At 50.4% G+C, this 16,246-nt stretch carries 15 protein-coding genes and 1 riboswitch; of the genes, 3 read left to right on the top strand and 12 right to left on the bottom strand.

What is annotated here, in order from left to right:
* Positions 1 to 16: 16 nt before the first annotated feature.
* From KNO66_RS06705 to KNO66_RS06715, 3 genes are all read right to left on the bottom strand, one after another.
* Positions 17 to 679, bottom strand: a complete 663-nt coding sequence (locus KNO66_RS06705; protein ID WP_214741556.1) for a methionine ABC transporter permease — start codon at positions 677 to 679, stop codon at positions 17 to 19.
* Positions 669 to 1,697 (bottom strand): methionine ABC transporter ATP-binding protein, encoded by a 1,029-nt coding sequence (locus KNO66_RS06710; RefSeq protein ID WP_214741558.1) that lies wholly within the window; start codon positions 1,695 to 1,697, stop codon positions 669 to 671. The genes KNO66_RS06705 and KNO66_RS06710 overlap by 11 nt, the downstream gene beginning before the upstream one ends.
* A gap of 76 nt (positions 1,698 to 1,773) precedes the next feature.
* A riboswitch (SAM riboswitch) is annotated at positions 1,774 to 1,880 on the bottom strand.
* A gap of 449 nt (positions 1,881 to 2,329) precedes the next feature.
* The gene (locus KNO66_RS06715) at positions 2,330 to 2,617 is read right to left on the bottom strand and encodes a thioredoxin family protein (protein WP_353048541.1); all 288 of its coding nucleotides are present in this window, start codon (positions 2,615 to 2,617) and stop codon (positions 2,330 to 2,332) included.
* Positions 2,618 to 2,767: 150 nt separating this feature from the next.
* On the opposite strand from KNO66_RS06715, the gene KNO66_RS06720 reads away from it, so the two are divergent.
* Entirely contained in the window at positions 2,768 to 3,823 is a 1,056-nt protein-coding gene (locus KNO66_RS06720; protein ID WP_251127311.1) for a PTS sugar transporter subunit IIC, read from the top strand.
* 40 nt (positions 3,824 to 3,863) lie between these two features.
* Here the strand turns inward: KNO66_RS06720 and gcvH are convergent, their stop codons facing one another.
* The 6 genes from gcvH to KNO66_RS06750 form a co-directional block, all read right to left on the bottom strand.
* On the bottom strand, positions 3,864 to 4,247 hold the full coding sequence (gene gcvH / locus KNO66_RS06725; protein WP_012726861.1) for a glycine cleavage system protein GcvH: 384 nt from the start codon (positions 4,245 to 4,247) through the stop codon (positions 3,864 to 3,866).
* Positions 4,248 to 4,295: 48 nt separating this feature from the next.
* Positions 4,296 to 4,649, bottom strand: a complete 354-nt coding sequence (locus KNO66_RS06730) for an arsenate reductase family protein (protein WP_214741563.1) — start codon at positions 4,647 to 4,649, stop codon at positions 4,296 to 4,298.
* Between the two features lie 47 nt (positions 4,650 to 4,696).
* Positions 4,697 to 5,428, bottom strand: a complete 732-nt coding sequence (locus tag KNO66_RS06735) for a hypothetical protein (RefSeq protein ID WP_214741565.1) — start codon at positions 5,426 to 5,428, stop codon at positions 4,697 to 4,699.
* An 89-nt stretch (positions 5,429 to 5,517) separates the two neighbouring features.
* Positions 5,518 to 7,302 (bottom strand): acyl-CoA dehydrogenase family protein, encoded by a 1,785-nt coding sequence (locus KNO66_RS06740; RefSeq protein WP_214741567.1) that lies wholly within the window; start codon positions 7,300 to 7,302, stop codon positions 5,518 to 5,520.
* A gap of 13 nt (positions 7,303 to 7,315) precedes the next feature.
* Positions 7,316 to 8,488 carry an acetyl-CoA C-acetyltransferase gene (locus KNO66_RS06745; RefSeq protein WP_012726865.1) on the bottom strand — a complete coding sequence of 391 codons (1,173 nt, stop codon included), beginning with the start codon at positions 8,486 to 8,488 and terminating at the stop codon, positions 7,316 to 7,318.
* 18 nt (positions 8,489 to 8,506) lie between these two features.
* Positions 8,507 to 10,918 carry a 3-hydroxyacyl-CoA dehydrogenase/enoyl-CoA hydratase family protein gene (locus tag KNO66_RS06750; RefSeq protein ID WP_214741569.1) on the bottom strand — a complete coding sequence of 804 codons (2,412 nt, stop codon included), beginning with the start codon at positions 10,916 to 10,918 and terminating at the stop codon, positions 8,507 to 8,509.
* 214 nt (positions 10,919 to 11,132) lie between these two features.
* Between KNO66_RS06750 and KNO66_RS06755 the strand changes: the two genes are divergently transcribed.
* Both KNO66_RS06755 and KNO66_RS06760 read left to right on the top strand, forming a co-directional pair.
* Positions 11,133 to 12,035: an SDR family oxidoreductase gene (locus tag KNO66_RS06755; RefSeq protein WP_214741571.1), complete on the top strand. Its 903-nt coding sequence runs from the start codon at positions 11,133 to 11,135 to the stop codon at positions 12,033 to 12,035.
* A gap of 239 nt (positions 12,036 to 12,274) precedes the next feature.
* Positions 12,275 to 12,700, top strand: coding sequence for a hypothetical protein (locus tag KNO66_RS06760; protein WP_214741573.1), 426 nt, complete (start codon positions 12,275 to 12,277; stop codon positions 12,698 to 12,700).
* A gap of 87 nt (positions 12,701 to 12,787) precedes the next feature.
* Here KNO66_RS06760 and KNO66_RS06765 read toward each other — a convergent pair whose 3' ends face one another.
* The 3 genes from KNO66_RS06765 to KNO66_RS06775 form a co-directional block, all read right to left on the bottom strand.
* Positions 12,788 to 13,705: a proline dehydrogenase family protein gene (locus KNO66_RS06765; protein WP_012726871.1), complete on the bottom strand. Its 918-nt coding sequence runs from the start codon at positions 13,703 to 13,705 to the stop codon at positions 12,788 to 12,790.
* Positions 13,706 to 13,862: 157 nt separating this feature from the next.
* Positions 13,863 to 14,534, bottom strand: a complete 672-nt coding sequence (gene trhA / locus KNO66_RS06770; protein ID WP_214741575.1) for a PAQR family membrane homeostasis protein TrhA — start codon at positions 14,532 to 14,534, stop codon at positions 13,863 to 13,865.
* Between the two features lie 95 nt (positions 14,535 to 14,629).
* On the bottom strand, positions 14,630 to 16,072 hold the full coding sequence (locus tag KNO66_RS06775; protein ID WP_012726873.1) for a carbon starvation CstA family protein: 1,443 nt from the start codon (positions 16,070 to 16,072) through the stop codon (positions 14,630 to 14,632).
* Between the last annotated feature and the right edge of the window lie 174 nt (positions 16,073 to 16,246).

A 16,246-nucleotide genomic window follows, 5' to 3' on the forward strand; every position in this document is an offset into this window, starting at 1 on the left:
AATGGTATATGTGTAATTATGCTGAACGTTTATCAATCTTCGTGACAAGTCGGTCACCGATAAATTGGATGACGAACACGATGATCAAGATGAACACCGTCGCCACGAACGTGACGTCGTTTTGTGAACGTTGGAATCCTTCTAAGAAGGCCAAGTTCCCGAGTCCACCACCGCCGACAACTCCCGCCATCGCCGTATAACCGACGATTGCCACGATTGTCACCGTGAGTCCCGACACGATTGCCGGAAGAGCTTCCGGAATCAAGACTTTATAGATGATCTGCCATTTCGTCGCTCCCATTGACTCGGCCGCCTCGATGACCCCACGGTCGACTTCACGAAGCGCAAGTTCGACCATACGGGCGTAAAACGGTGCCGCTCCAATGATGAGCGCTGGAAGCGCCGCCGTCGAACCGAGCATCGTACCGAGTAGGAACAACGTAAATGGGATGAGTAAGATAATTAAAATGATGAACGGGATCGAACGGAACACGTTGACGACCGCGCTGACAAAAACGTAAATCGGACGATTCTTCAATAAAAGTGATTCGTTTGTAATATAGAGAATCAACCCTAAAGCGAGTCCGATCACAAACGTCGCCACACCTGCGACGAGCGTCATATAGAGTGTCTCCCAGGTCTGTTCCATCATGATTTGCCAGTCTACGTTAGGAAACATCGCTTTCCACCTCCACTTCTACGGATTGCGAACGAATCGACGTGATGGCACGTTCGATTTCACTTGCTTCCCCAATCAGTTGGATGAATAGCGTACCGAGCGCACCTACCTGTGACTGGGTCACGTTTCCGCCGATGATGTTGAATCCGATGTCATGCGTTTTGAGGACGTCAGACAAAATTGGTTGTTCTGCCGTCTCGTTCAAGAATTTCAATTTGACGATTTGACCGCTCGGATACCGTTCTTTTAAGTGTTCGAACGTAAGCGACATGTCATCCACCGCTCCGATTTGTTTAACGAATTCTTTCGTGATCGGTTGTTCCGGATGTTGGAACACGTCAGAGACTTGACCCGTCTCGACGACTTTTCCGGCTTCCATCACGGCGACGCGGTGACAGATTTTTTGGATGACGTGCATCTCATGTGTGATGAGGACAATCGTCAATCCGAGCTTCTTATTGATGCTGACGAGCAGTTCGAGAATCGAATCCGTCGTCTTCGGGTCGAGCGCGCTTGTCGCTTCGTCACAGAGGAGAACCTCTGGATTCGTAGCGAGCGCGCGGGCAATCCCGACTCGCTGTTTTTGACCGCCCGATAATTGCGATGGATAGCTATCCTCGCGACCAGCCAAGCCAACGAGCTCGACGAGTTCCTGGACGCGTCGTTTCCGCTCACTTGCCGGTACCCCGATCAGTTCGAGTGGGAAACTAATGTTTTCTGCGACCGTGCGCGACCACAGAAGGTTAAAGTGCTGGAAAACCATCGAGACGTTCTTGCGAACTCCTCGTAGTTCTTTCGGGCTAAGCTTCGTGAGCTCACTCCCGGCGACCTCGATTTCACCGCTTGACGGTGACTCGAGACGGTTGAGTAATCGGATGAGCGTCGATTTTCCCGCCCCCGAATATCCGATTATTCCAAAAATTTCACCGCGATCAATCGTTAGTGATACATCATCGACCGCCTGGACACGACCATTTTTCGTATCGAACCATTTGGCGACGTTTCGTAATTGAATCAATACCTTTCCCTCCTGACAACAAAAAAGCGCGCACGTTTGAGCAAACGTGCGCACTTTATCGTACGGACAACGATTGCTCTCATCTGTCAAGGTTTCTCACCTTGCTGGAATTAGCACCATTTCGGATTGCTCCGCGGTTGCTGGGCGTCATAGGGCCAGTCCCTCAGCCTCTCTTGATAAGAGTGTTGTGTATTCGATTAGCTTTATCATAGCGACAGCTTTTTCTGCTGTCAAACCCTTTTTTCAAAAAAATAAAAAAAGGTGCCGTCCGAGGACGACACAGAACGTAGCACCTTGAGTCACGGAAGGACAGCCCATAGATGTAAATCTTTTGCCCGTTCAAGATTTACATCCTTACATGGGGGAGATTCACCAATCATCACTCGATCTTGACTTGGACCGTGCGATTATACGGAACATCTATCTTCGCTTGATTTTTTTGGGGGACAATCGAAGGGAAGACTGACGTGTATTCGTATAAAGGTAGCAGCGGCTTCGCCAAAACGTCTTGATATCGGGAAAATCGCGTCCTATTTTGTGTTCAAGTAAGATGTTGTAATGAATATACCATTCGTGAACTTTCTGTGTCAACTGATTATTTAAAATTTTCAGATTATTCTAATGTTCCTCTCTCACTTCACGAAAGAGAGGACGTGTTGCACGTTCTGAAAGGCATAAAGACGATCCCGAACCTCGCCATTATCAAGCTTTAATAACGCTGGGACGCTCATCACTTGATAAGCTTCAAGTTCCTTTGGGATATAGTTCGCATCGCGCTTTTCAATTTTAATTTCAGGGTCGACCGCTTCGACAACCGTCAACATTTTTTCTGCCACAGCGCATGTACCACACATCGGGGCGTATATATATAAGAATCCGTCTGTAATCATTTTCCTCACCTCTCTTGTCATTATAATCATCGATCGAGTCCCGTTCAAAAATCGTGCTCTCGTAAAATTTCAGAATTTTTCAATGATTCACTTGACTCTTTCTAGAGAGAGGAATAATATGGGTTCTAACTTTATCGCTTTTGTACATAACAGTAAAGAAGAAGGACAGGTGAATGAATGATGACGGAACAAGCTACAGGTACGATGAAACAGTTCACGATGAACGTCTTAAACGGTCTCAGCATGGCGATTCTGATTGCCCTCATCCCGAGCGCGTTGCTCGGCGAATTAACGAAAGCCATACTTCCGTATTTTCCTTCTCTTCAATTCATATTGGATGCGACGACGATTGCGATGCGACTCCTCCCGGCCATAATCGGTCTTGCAGTCGCCATGCAGTTCGGACGATCGATTTTAGAGGCAGGAACGATTGCGATTGCAACGTATGTCGGTAGTGGCGCCGTTCGAATCGACGAAGGGGCGTTCGTGATGGCGGGCATCGGTGACGTGATCACAGCCGGTGTGACCGCTGCGATTGCTACGCTTCTTGTCATGAAGCTCGCTCCCCACTTGAAGACGTATACGGTCATAGTTATGCCGATGACCATCATTGTCGTTGCAGGAGGCATCGGGGCCTTCTTGTTGACGTACATCTCACAGATCACGACGTATATCGGTCTACTCATCATGACGATGACTGACCTTCAACCGGTGCTCATGGGGATCTTGATCGCCATGGCGTTCTCACTCATAATCGTCTCACCGATCTCGACTGTCGGGATTGCAACAGCCATCAGCTTGTCCGGTGTTGCGGCGGGTGCGGCGAACCTTGGCGTCGTCGCCGCTGGATTCGGTCTCGCCATCGCCGGATGGCAGGCGAACGCGACCGGCACATCGATTGCCCATTTCCTCGGGTCTCCGAAAATTCAGATGGCGAATTTTGTCCGACGTCCCATCATGATGCTTCCTATTTTAGCGAATGCGGCGATTCTCGGTGCGCTCGCAGGAATCCTAAAAATTGAGGGAACGCCTATTAGCGCCGGGTTCGGAGTGTCAGGACTTATCGGTCCGGTGAACGCCCTTCATCTCATGCCAGGTGGATTCGCTCTCTTCAACGTCCTGCTCGTCATCGTCTTGTTCGGACTCATTCCGGTCGCACTCGGAATTTTCTTCTATCGTGTGTTTGAACGGGCGACGCTCGTCCAATCGGATCATTACCGTCTCGATTTCGAGTAAACAAAAAAGCCGGCTTCTCCAATGGAGAGGCCGGTTTTACTTATCCTTGAATCATCGCTTCGTATTCTTCTGCAGACATGAGTTTGTCGAGGTCCGACTCTTCCGTCAACTCGACTTCGATCATCCATGCGTTTTCAAACGGTGACTCGTTGACGAGTTCTGGAGAATCCGCGAGGTCCTCGTTCACTGCCGTGATGCGACCTGATACTGGTGCATACAACTCAGAGACCGTCTTCACTGATTCGACTGAACCGAATGGCTCGTCGAGCAAAATCGTACCATCGACTTCTGGGAGTTCGACAAACACGATATCCCCTAGTTCGCTTTGTGCGAAATCCGTGATGCCGATGCGGGCTTTCGTTCCGTTCACTTCTACCCACTCATGTTCTTTTGAATAACGTAAATTTGCTGGTACTTTGCTCATCCTAACTTCCCCCTCAAATAAATTAGACTCACATCTGTATTATAGCACTTAGCCCCAAACGTCCGTAAAGGACTTTTCTGAAAATCCGACGGTCGTTTTTTCGCCGTTTGTGACGATTGGTCGCTTCAAAAGCATACCATTGCTCACTAATAGCTCAAGTTGTTCGTCTTCTGATAGATTTGGTAGCTTGTCCTTGATCCCTTCGTTCCGATAGACTTGCCCGCTCGTGTTAAAGAACTTTTTGAGCGGTAGACCTGATTGTCTCCACAATTCCGCGAGTTCCTCTTTCGTCGGCGTCGATTCGACGATATGGACATATGTATACTCGATGCCTTGTTCCTTCAACCACTTTTCTGCTTTTTTACATGTACTGCATGGTGGATAGCCATATAGTGTCACCATCTATTCATCACCTCTCTCTTCAATGTAGCATATCTAGAGAATTCTATTCACGTCTCAAGTAACCGTTCAATCTCTCGCTTCATCGTCGCATTCACTTCATATCTCGCTTCGATAAAACGTAAGATTGCCGCTGCCGCGACGCCTGACTTGCCATATCCTAATACCCCGCACAACAGGAAAGAAATCATTTTTGGATGTCTCGACTCGACCCGACGTGTTGGATTGAATGGATCCCCTTGTTCCCCCATCGCCTTCAACACGTTCTGAACGGCCGCGACCTGAATGAGTTCGAATCCGGCGAGCGTCTCACCACGGCGTTCCCGTAGTAAGCCGACGTATAGGTTCGTCAACGCTTCTTCAAAATAATAAGCCGCTGCTTCACGGGAGATTGCAAGATGTGGTGTTGCAAATACCTCAAGCGCCTCGTCACGTCGCCAGACGACACGTCCTGGCGTATAGGCGATGGTCGCCAGTTCGTGCAGTTCAAACACGGCGAACTCACCATAAATGCCGTCATGATACATGATCTTATGTCCGTCTCTCGTGTTTTGGAACTGATAGTGAAGCGGTTCGACCTCGAGCCAGTCGAGTCGGTCGATAAAGCGCGCCTTCTGCCCATCCTCGACAATCAAAAAGAAATCGAGGTCTGAATACTCATCCAACCGCTCCGTCTCTTGTCCGATCGAACCTAGTGCAAGCAACATAAGCGTTCCTTCATGTGCGGCGACCGATTCCCCAATTCGTTCCATCCGGTCGAGTAATACATCTCGTTTTGTCATCGTCTCTCCCCCTCGTCTCTATTGTACGTGGCAGAGCTCAAAAAAAGAAAGGGTCGACCGCGTCCGGTCCACCCTTTCTGTCCATTTGATTAGACGATAAACTTGTTCGCTTTGATAAGGCTCGCTGCGACTTCGCGCTTCGTCCCGATCACGTTGATCGGCTGATAGCGGCTGAACTTCTTCATTGCCGAGAGAAGCATACGCTGCTCGTCGCCAGACGCCGCTGCGTACAACACTTCTTTCGCCATGAGTTCGACTTGTTTGAATACTTGCTCCGCAAAGATTTCTGTATAGCGGACTTTGAGCGTGTTCTTCTCTTCGCCTGTGCGTCCAATCGCTTTGTCTGTACGAGCGATGGCTGCTTCAAGCGCATAGATGGCACTGATCATGTCTGCAATCTTCGCCAAGATTTCTTGTTCGTTTTGAAGGTCTTGTTGATACTTCTGGACAGCCGTACCTGCGACCATCAAGTTGATCTTCTTCATGTTCGAAAGGAGCATCTTCTCGCGAGCGAGCGGTGAGCCATCCAATTCTTGTGGCATATAGCTCATGAGCTCTTTTTGAAGTTTTTGTGCTTCTGCGAGGAGCGGCAATTCACCTTTCATCGCTTTCTTGAGGAGCGTACCTGGGACGATCAAACGGTTGATTTCGTTCGTTCCTTCGAAGATGCGGTTGATGCGCGAGTCACGGTAGAGGTTCTCGACTTCATACTCTGCCATGAATCCGTATCCACCATGAATCTGGACGGCTTCGTCGACAACGTAGTCGAACGTTTCAGAAGCGAATACTTTGTTGAGTGAGCATTCGATCGCATATTCTGCGATCGCTTGTGCGACTTTTGATCCGTCACGCATGTTCTCGTCACCAAGTGCGTCCAAGCTATCTTGGAACAAGCCGCCCGTACGATAGACTGAACTTTCCATCGCATAGATGTTCGCTGCCATCGTCGCCAACTTCTCTTGGATGAGTGGGAATTGGCTGATCGGTGTCTTGAACTGTTTACGCTCGTTCGCATATTGAACCGAGAGGTCGAACGCACGTTTTGATGAACCGACTGCTCCGACTGCGAGTTTGTAACGACCGACGTTCAAGATGTTGAAGGCGATGACGTGACCTTTTCCGACTTCACCGAGAAGGTTGTCGACTGGTACTTCGACATCTTCAAGGATGAGCGTACGTGTCGACGAGCCCTTGATTCCCATCTTCTGCTCTTCTGCGCCTGTTGAGACTCCTTTGAAGTCACGCTCGACGATGAAGGCACTGAACTTGTCGCCATCGATTTTCGCGTAGACGACGAAGACGTTTGCGAAGCCAGCGTTTGTGATCCATTGTTTCTCACCGTTCAAGACGTAGTGCGTGCCCGCTTCGTTCAAGACAGCTGTCGTTTTCGCACCGAGGGCGTCAGACCCTGAGCCTGGCTCAGTGAGGGCGTAAGCCGCGATCCATTCGCCTGTCGCGAGTTTTGGCAAGTATTTGTGCTTTTGCTCTTCTGATCCGAAGAAGACGATCGGAAGCGTCCCAATCCCGACGTGTGCGCCGTAGCTGAGTGCGAACGAACGTGCTTTCGCGAAGCGCTCCGTGATGATCGAAGATGAGATTTTATCGAGTTGGTAACCGCCGTACTCTTCTGGAACGTCTGCTCCGAGAAGACCGAGCTCGCCCGCTTCTTTCAACAATTCGACAGAGAGGTCGAACTCGTGTTTCTCGATGCGCTCGAGAACTGGCATGACGCGGTCATCGACGAATCCAGCCGTCGTGTCCCCAATCATCTTATGCTCATCTGAGAAATCCTCTGGTGTGAAGAGACGCTCTGCGTCGAGTGCGTCAATGACAAAGCTACCGCCTTTAATCAATTCATGTTCTGTACGTTCCATATCCGATTCCCCCTTAAAGTAATTCGAAGACACCAGCCGCGCCCATTCCGCCGCCGATACACATCGTGACAACCCCATACTTCTCATTGCGTCGTTTCATCTCATGCAAGATCGAAACAGAGAGTTTTGCTCCAGTACATCCGAGTGGGTGACCGAGGGCGATGGCGCCGCCGTTCACGTTCACTTTCGATGGATCGATGCCGAGTTCACGGATGACACCGAGTGACTGACTCGCGAACGCTTCGTTCAACTCGAACAATCCGACTTCTTCTAACTTCACGCCAGCCATCTCGAGTGCTTTCGGAATGGCGACGACTGGTCCGATTCCCATCACTTCCGGACGGACACCGCCGACCGCGAACGAGAGGAACTTGGCCATCGGTTGCAACCCTTGGCGTTCTGCTTCTTCACGATCCATGACGAGAACTGCTGCTGCTCCGTCGGATACTTGTGAAGCGTTACCCGCCGTGACCGACCCTTTAATTTTGAAAGCCGGGCGAAGTTTACCGAGCGCTTCGATTGTCGAATCGGCGCGGACACCTTCGTCATGCTTGACGACTTTCTCCACTTCCGCGACTTTCCCGTCTTCACCGAGTACGTGCTCGATGACCGTCACAGGAACGATTTCTTCCTGGAACTTGCCACCAGCGATGGCTGCCGCCGCCTTTTGGTGACTGTTGATGGCAAATGCATCTTGGTCTTCGCGCGAGATGTTGTATTCAGCTGCGACACGTTCTGCCGTATGCCCCATACTCATGTAGTACTCTGGTGCCGTCTCCATGATATGTGGGTTTGGACGGATGACGTGACCACCCATCGGCACTTGGCTCATCGATTCCATACCGCCGGCGATGATTGCCGTCGCTTGACCGATCATGATTTTGGCCGCCGCGTCCGCGATGGCTTGAAGGCCTGACGAGCAGTAGCGGTTGATGGTGATCGCTGGAACTTCGTGCGACAGTCCCCCCCGGACCGCCGCATAGCGAGCGATGTTCATCCCTTGCTCCGCTTCTGGCATCGCACAACCCATGATGACGTCATCAATCGGGCCTTTATATCCTGAACGCTCAAGCGTTGCCTTGATGGCATATCCCGCGAGTTCGTCCGAACGAACGTTACGGAACGATCCGCGTTTTGCTTTTCCGACCGGCGTCCGTGCGCCGGCTACGATGACTGCTTCCCTCATCTGTATTGTCCCCCTTTATCAGTTCCGTAGTGGTTTGCCTTTCACGAGCATGTGTTGCATCCGTTGTTGTGACTTCGGCTCTCCGATGAGGCTTAAGAAAGCTTCGCGTTCGATGTCAAGGAAGTACTGCTCATCGACGAGCGTACCGTATGCCAAGTCGCCACCACTGATGACGTGTGCGAGTTTCTTCGCAATCTTCAAATCGTGCTCTGAAATATAACCACCGTAGAACATTTCGTACGCCGCGAGTTCGAGCGTCGCTTTACCTGTTTGACCGACGACCGGTAACTTCTCACGAACCGGTGCCGTGTACCCGTCAGCCAGTTCAAGGACCGTTTGTTTCGCATCGAACGTCAAGTGATCGCGGTTCATCGAGATGCCGTCGACCGCACGATGGTAACCGAGTGCTTTAGCATCAAATGCCGACTTCGATACTTTCGCCATCGCGATGTTCTCGAACGTCTGTTGCGCAGCCTTCTCGATATTTTGCATCGATTTTGGTGTCTGCTCAAGGAGTCGACGGTACGTGTTGACGTTTCCGCCCCCACCAGGGATGAGGCCGACACCGACTTCGACAAGACCCATGTATGTCTCAAGTGCGGCTTGCATACGGGCTGCCGGTAAGCTGATTTCCGTTCCACCACCGAGCGTCATACCGTACGGTGCAGCAACGACCGGACGACTTGAATAACGAATCTTTTGAACGACTTGTTGGAACTTGTTGATGATCCAATCGAGTTCGAACCAGTTCTCGTCTTCGGCTTCCATGAGCATCATCGCAAGGTTCGCACCGACACAGAAGTTCTTGCCGTCGTTGGCGAGGACCATTCCTTTGAAGTCTTGCTCGACGCGGTCGATCGACTGTTCGATCATCTGCATGATGTCGACACCGATCGCGTTGTTTGGTGATGTGAATTCGAGTGCGACGACGTCATCGCCGATATCGACGAGGCGTGCCCCACCGTTTTCTAAGATGATGCCGTTTGATTTTGCGAGCGGTTTGAGTTTCAATTCTTTCGGGTTGACGGTCTTCTCGACATACGCCTTCGACGCTTTATCGTAATACTGGTCTCCCTTGTAGAATGACGTGTTGCCTGCAGCAAGCATCTCATCGATCCATGCCGGGACGTCATAGCCTTCCGCTTTCATACGCTCGACTGATTTCTCCACACCGAGGGCATCCCACATCTCGAACGGTCCGAATTTCCAACCAAAGCCCCACTTCATCGCATCGTCAATCGCAACAATCGTATCGGCAATCTCACCAGTGAGACGTGCCGAGTAAGCGAGCGTCTTCGCCGTGATTGGCCAGAGCAATTGTCCGACGCGACCTTTGTTCAAGATGGCACCTTTCAACTTCGCTTTTGAGCCTGGAAGTGACTTGATTTGATCGAGCTCAGGACCTGTAATCGCTTTCAATTGTTCGTACTCAAACGTCTGAAGGTTCAATTCCTGGATGACCTTGCCTTCTTTCTTATAGAAGCCTTGACCGGCCTTTTGTCCGATCCAGCCTTTTTCGACGAGTTGCTTCATTTCTGAAGGAACGTCGAACGTGTCCTTCTCTTCCCCAGCTTCGAGCGTCTCGTAGACGTTACCCGCCACGTGGACGAACGTGTCGATTCCGACGACATCGAGTGTGCGGAATGTCGCCGATTTCGGACGACCGATGAGTGGACCTGTGATCGAGTCCATCTCTCCGATTGAAGCGTTTTGTTTGAGCATCTCTTCGAACGTGACGAGAAGACCATACGTCCCGATGCGGTTCCCGATGAAGTTCGGTGTGTCTTTTGCTTCGACGACACCTTTTCCAAGACGATCTTCCGCGAAACGTGACATGAAGTCGATGACTGGGCGTGCTGTCTTCTCCGTCGGGATGAGTTCGAGCAACTTCAAGTAGCGCGGTGGATTGAAGAAGTGCGTCCCGAGGAAGCGTGATTTCAATCCTTCCGGAAGGGCACTTGCCATCGCTTCGATGGAGATCCCTGACGTGTTCGAGCTGAGAATCGCATCTTCACGGATGTAAGGTGCAATCTTCTCGAAGAGTTGTTGCTTCACATCAAGACGTTCGACGACGACTTCGATGACCCAATCCGCTTCTTTCAAACGCTCTAAGTCATCTTCTAAGTTCCCGACTTCGATGAAGTTGAGATGATCGGCTGTCGCGAGTGGTGCTGGATTTTGTTTCAATAGTTTTTGACGGTTTTCTGAGGCGATGCGATTGCGTACTTCTGGTGACTCGAGCGTCAACCCTTTCGCTTCCTCTTTAGCTGTCAATTCACGTGGTACGATGTCGAGCATGAGCGAACGAATCCCCGCGTTCGCCAAGTGAGCCGCAATCCCCGCCCCCATTACTCCTGAACCGATGACGACCGCAAAACGAATTGAGTTCGTCAAACGGAGGTCGGTTGATTGTTCGATGTGACTCGTCATAGTGTTCCCCCCTAAAATGAGAATGAATAGTGATTCATTTCACGCGTAAAAAAAATCGCAATCACCATCGTGTTTACTCTTCTATCATAAATGAATGAACATTCATTCGCAAGCGTTCATTTTTCAATTTCATTCCATTTTTTGAATGAGCGATTAGTTTTCAATGGGTGTGGTATAGACAAAAAGAGTCAAATTCAGAAAGGGGAATGTATACATGCGCGATAATCGTCTGAACACCGTAGGCAGTCGAAAAGATTTTGAGGCATTTAAAAAGAAGGCACAAGAACAGGCACACCAACCGGGAATCGATTCGAAAATGGAACCCTTCCCCATCTATGAACGGGAAGATTATAAAGGAAGTGACAAGTTAAAAGATAAGGTCGCCATCATCACCGGTGGGGATTCTGGGATTGGAAAGTCGGTCGCCATCTTTTTCGCCCACGAAGGTGCGAACTCCGTCATCGTCTATAAGGACCAGAACGAACTCGAGGACGCGGAAGCGACGAAAGAACGGATTGAGGACTTAGGTCAAGCCTGTCTATTACTTCAAGGCGACCTCGGAGAATCTTCTTTCTGTCAACGAGTCGTCGAAGAGACGCTCGAGACGTTCGGCCGGATCGACATCCTCGTCAACAACGCCGCCGAGCAGCATCCACAGGAATCGCTCCTCGACATTTCGGACGATCAACTCGAGAAGACGTTCCGCACGAATATCTTCAGCATGTTTTACTTAACGAAAGCGGCGCTCCCTTACTTAAAAGAAGGCGCGAGCATCATCAATACGACCTCAATCACGGCCTATGAAGGAAACGACCAATTAATTGACTATGCGTCGACGAAAGGTGCCATCACGGCATTCACTCGCTCGCTTGCCAAAAACTTGGCGGACAAGAAGATTCGCGTCAACGGGGTCGCCCCGGGACCGATTTGGACGCCGCTCATCCCGTCAACGTTTGACGCGGAGAAAGTGAAATCGTTCGGTGACTCTTCCGAGATGAAACGACCGGGGCAACCGGCCGAACTCGCACCGGCCTATGTCTACCTCGCAAGCGATGATTCGACGTACGTCAGTGGTCAAGTCATTCACGTAAACGGTGGTACAGTGATTAACGGATAATGGATTGAAGACTCAGTTCGTAGCTGAGTCTTCTTTTTGTGCAGTGCGTCCTTTCGGCGCCCATGCTTTCAGCAGGCAATCCCGAAGCCTCCTCGCGCCGTTCCCGGCACTGCGGGGTCTTCGTCGGATTGCTTTCCTGCATGAGTCAGGGCGCCGACGGACCACTGAAAAATAACATGACCATCTACGTCGTACACCAAGTATACTAATGACAAATAGGTAAATATGGAGGCTAGTCAATGACAAACCCATACAATGATGATGCGTATGACGAAGAGCACGACGAAGATATTTTAGAGTTCGACCCGCATTTTGACCATGATGCTAAGATGGAAATCAATTTGAATGAATCAGGCGTCAACTTCGTCGGCAACGCTGAAGGCTATCTCGCCCTTGCGCGAATGTTTACATTTTTAGCGCAAACACATATGTCTATTCGAATGGAAGAAAATCCTCCGCCTGACGTAAATACTTCCTACGGATATGGTCCGTACCATATGACTGATTTTATCCGAGAAGATTTCATTCAAAATAAACAGTATATATTCAATCCAGGTGCTCTACGCGATGTGCATCCAGAAGAACATCAAGAACTGTTCTTTTGGCTGTCCGATCAAATCGGTCCAGATTTTTGGGTAAGCGAGGACGAGAACAAGAAATCGTAACACCTCCGGTAGTTAGATGACCGAACGCATCGACGTGATCTATACATCAAAAAGCACGAACGTCCTCGACGGACGTTCGTGCTTTTCTCATTTCTTCACCATGCCTTTTAACACGAACGCCACGTTTGCCGGACGTTCCGCGAGACGGCGCATGAAGTAGCCGTACCAGTCACGACCGTATGGCACGTAGACACGGACTTTGTATCCTTGGCGCACGAGCTCGAGTTGACGCTCGACGCGGATGCCGTATAACATCTGGAACTCGAACTGGTCGAGCGGGATGTTGTTCTCTTTGACGTGCTCGATAATGGCGTCAATCATATGGTCATCGTGTGTCGCGATGGATGCGTAGTTCCCGTTCGCAAGATGGAGTTTGACGAGCTTCACGTAGTTATGGTCCACGTCCTCTTTTTCAGGGAACGCGACCGTCGCCGGCTCTTTATATGCCCCTTTGACGATACGAAGGTTCGGCTTGAGCGGCGCGAGATGATTGATGTCATCTTCTGAGCGGTACAAGTACGACTGGATGACCGTTCCGAGACCGTCAAATTCAGACTTCAGCTTTTTGAACAATTCGAGCGTCTTCTCACAGCGCTGCTCATCTTCCATATCGATGGCCACAAAGACCCCGACTCGTTGTGCGACCGTCAAGATTTGACGCATGTTGTCTTCAATCAACTCGTCCGAGATATCGAATCCGAGTGACGTCAGCTTGAGTGACATATAGGCATCTAATTGCTCTTCTGCCATAATTTCAATCGCACGCATGATCTCGTCGCGATTCGTATTCGCCTCTTCAACCGTCTTAATAAATTCCCCGAGATGATCGACCGTGACCGACAACCCTTTCGCGTTCAATTCGCGAATCGTCGGGACAGAAGCCTTAAAGTCTTCCCCCGCTACAAAGCGTGATGCACCAAATCGTAGGCCATATTTCTTTGCCAAACTGTTGAGTGTTTTGTTTTGTGACATGTAGATAAATCCATCGCGCAACACTTTTTCCATCTGATTTTCCCCCTTACTTTTACACCCATCTATCTCTATGATGATGTCTGCAATTATTATGACACACAAACGTCATTTCGTCTGTATTTTTGTAACCGTTTGCAGCACTTTCTTCCCAACTTTTCAAAAAAGACAGACGCCCCGTAGGACGGCTGTCTTATAGGCTTGTCGAAGGTGCGACATAGAGTAAAATACTGAGGAAGATGAACACACTTCCCGCTAGGACGAACAAGTGCCAAATGGCATGGTTGAACGGCAGTTTTTGCCACACGTAAAACACGATGCCGACCGAATAGGCGATCCCTCCTGCGAGGAGAAGCATGAACCCTTGATGACCGAGTGATTCATACAACGGACGGATGGCGATGATGCAGATCCAGCCAAGTGCGAGGTATGTCACATTGGACACCCACATGTACTTTCCGGTCGAAAACAGTTTCCACACAATCCCGAGAATCGCGACACCCCACACAATCCCGAATAACGTCCAACCGAGCGTCCCGTGAAGGGTCACGAGGGCGAACGGCGTATAACTTCCTGCGATGAGTAAGTAAATCCCCGCATGGTCGAACACTTGCAACACCCGCTTCGCCCGTGGATGCGGAATCGCGTGCATGAGTGTCGAGAAGAGATAGAGTAAAATCATCGATGCCCCGAACACACTGACCGCCGTGACGTTCCATGTGCTCCCACTTTCTGTCGCGCTCATGATGAGCAGGACGAGGGCGACGATGCTGAAGATGACTCCTAAGCCGTGCGTGACCGCGCTCGCAATCTCTTCCCCGAGCGTGTCGGCATGGAGCATCTCTTTGAGTTGATCTTGTTTCATGTGCTCCCACCTTCCGTAACTGTTCCTTCTAGTATGGACATTTCCCGATTTGAACGCAATCAAAAACACGGGCTACCGATTAGCCCGTGTCGAGATTATGCGACTTCTTTCACCGGAACGTCACATTCCATTTGTGCAGCTCGCATCGCGCGTGCCCGCTTGTGGAACAAGACGAGAAGCGTCAACGTCCCGAGTGTCGAGATGACGTACGGAAGAACTCCGTCCAGTTTGAAGCCGATTGGCGCTGTCAAAATGTAGAACCAAACCGCATACAACATGAACGTCCCTGGAAGGAGCGCGATGTAGTGGTTTTTCCCTTTAATGTAAAGGTACATCGCCCCGACGAACAGTGCGATGACCGCCGTCGTCTGGTTCGCCCAGTTGAAGTATTGCCAAAGCATCTGGAAGTCCATATTCGTGAGCACGTATGAGATTGCAAAGAGTGGAAGTGCAATCCAAAGACGTGACGAGAACTTCTTCTGTGCGATCGACATGTAGTCCGCAATGATCATCCGTGCGCTACGGAATGCCGTGTCCCCTGACGTGATCGGTAAGACGATGACTCCGAGAATCGCGAGCGTGCCGCCGATGCTGCCGAGCATGAGTGTCGCCACTTCTTGCACGACGAGTGCCGGAGTGCCCGCACTGATGAGTCCAAGTAATTCACCTGGCTCAAAGATGGCCATCGCCGCTCCAGCCCAAATCATCGCGATGACCGCTTCGGCAATCATCATGCCGTAGAAGATTTCACGACCGTTGCTTTCTTTCATCGTCGTCCGCGAAATGATCGGTGACTGTGTCGCATGGAAACCAGATAGCGCCCCACATGAGATCGTGAAGAAGAGGAGCGGCCAGATCGGTAAGCCGTCCGGATGCATGTTCGTCAATGTCATCTCTGGAATCTTGTATCCTTGTGCGAACAAGCTGACCGCGATCCCGATGGCACTGATGACAAGTAGCGCCCCGAAGAACGGGTAGATGCGCCCGATGATCTTATCGACCGGGAGAAGCGTCGCCAAGATGTAGTAAGCGAACACAGCGAAGATGACGATGGTGAGCGTCGATGCGTTCCCATCGAACAAGTTGTTGATCATGTTACTCGGAGACGTGACGAACACCGTCCCGACAAGAAGTAGAAGTAAAAGTGCGAATCCGTTGACGATATGGCGGAGCGAACGTCCGAGGAACTTCTCCGCTAGTTGTGGCAAGTGTGCCCCGTTATTACGAAGGGAAATCATTCCTGTCAAATAGTCATGTACCGCTCCGGCAAAGATGGACCCGAACACAATCCAAAGGAAGGCGACCGGTCCATAGAGCGCCCCCATGATCGGTCCAAAGATCGGTCCGACACCGGCAATGTTGAGCAATTGAATCATCGAGTTCCGTTTTTTACCCATCGGCACGTAGTCGATGCCGTCCTGAGACGCATAGGCAGGCGTCGTCCGCTCTTCCTTGATGCCGAACGTCTTCTCGACGTAACGACCATATACCAAATACCCGACCAAAAGTAGTGCGAGTGCGACGAAGAATGTAATCATCTGTCAGTCCCCTTTTCCGTACATATGTAGCCGAACCCCATCGGCTCTTCGGTTTACACGTGTCATGTAACCGATTACATGTTTGATTATACATAAGACCAAATGATATTGTAAGGGCTTTCATTCACATTCTAGACACTTTTATTCGACAAAAAACGACGCCCGAATTGGACG

The sequence above is a fragment of the Exiguobacterium sp. s48 genome (assembly GCF_018617395.1).
GTDB lineage: Bacteria > Bacillota > Bacilli > Exiguobacteriales > Exiguobacteriaceae > Exiguobacterium.